At 55.9% G+C, this 354-nt stretch carries 1 protein-coding gene; it reads right to left on the minus strand.

What is annotated here, in order from left to right; all coding sequences use genetic code 11:
* Window positions 1-307: S-type pyocin domain-containing protein (locus J1781_RS00085; RefSeq protein WP_331252953.1), on the minus strand; the 307-nt coding region annotated here is incomplete at its 3' end.
* Window positions 308-354 lie beyond the last annotated feature (47 nt).

Genomic DNA, 354 nt, shown 5'->3' on the forward strand with positions numbered 1-354 from the left:
GCGGCAGATTGACCAGGATGTAATCATCGAATGACTGTTCATCCGGGATCGGCAGCGAGGTTGACGTGCTGCCCAGTTCTTCCGCGCCGGGTAACGGTAATACGGTGATGGTCGAAGGTAAATACGGTTGATCACGGCTACCGGTATTACCGGGCGCTTTAAACTCCAGCTCGTCGGGTGTCCAGATGATGGTGGGCTTTTCCGCACCATCCGCCCAGAACTCATAGTTACCCGTGAATGTGTTCCGCTCCATCGGGCGCACGCGAACCTGATCCAGACCGCTGTCAGCGCCGGTGTGATAAGCCACGGGAATTAACCGCCCATATTTATCCTTCGTCCACTGAAAGCGGATCC

This window comes from Rahnella perminowiae, assembly GCF_019049695.1.
GTDB classification, from domain to species: domain Bacteria; phylum Pseudomonadota; class Gammaproteobacteria; order Enterobacterales; family Enterobacteriaceae; genus Rahnella; species Rahnella perminowiae.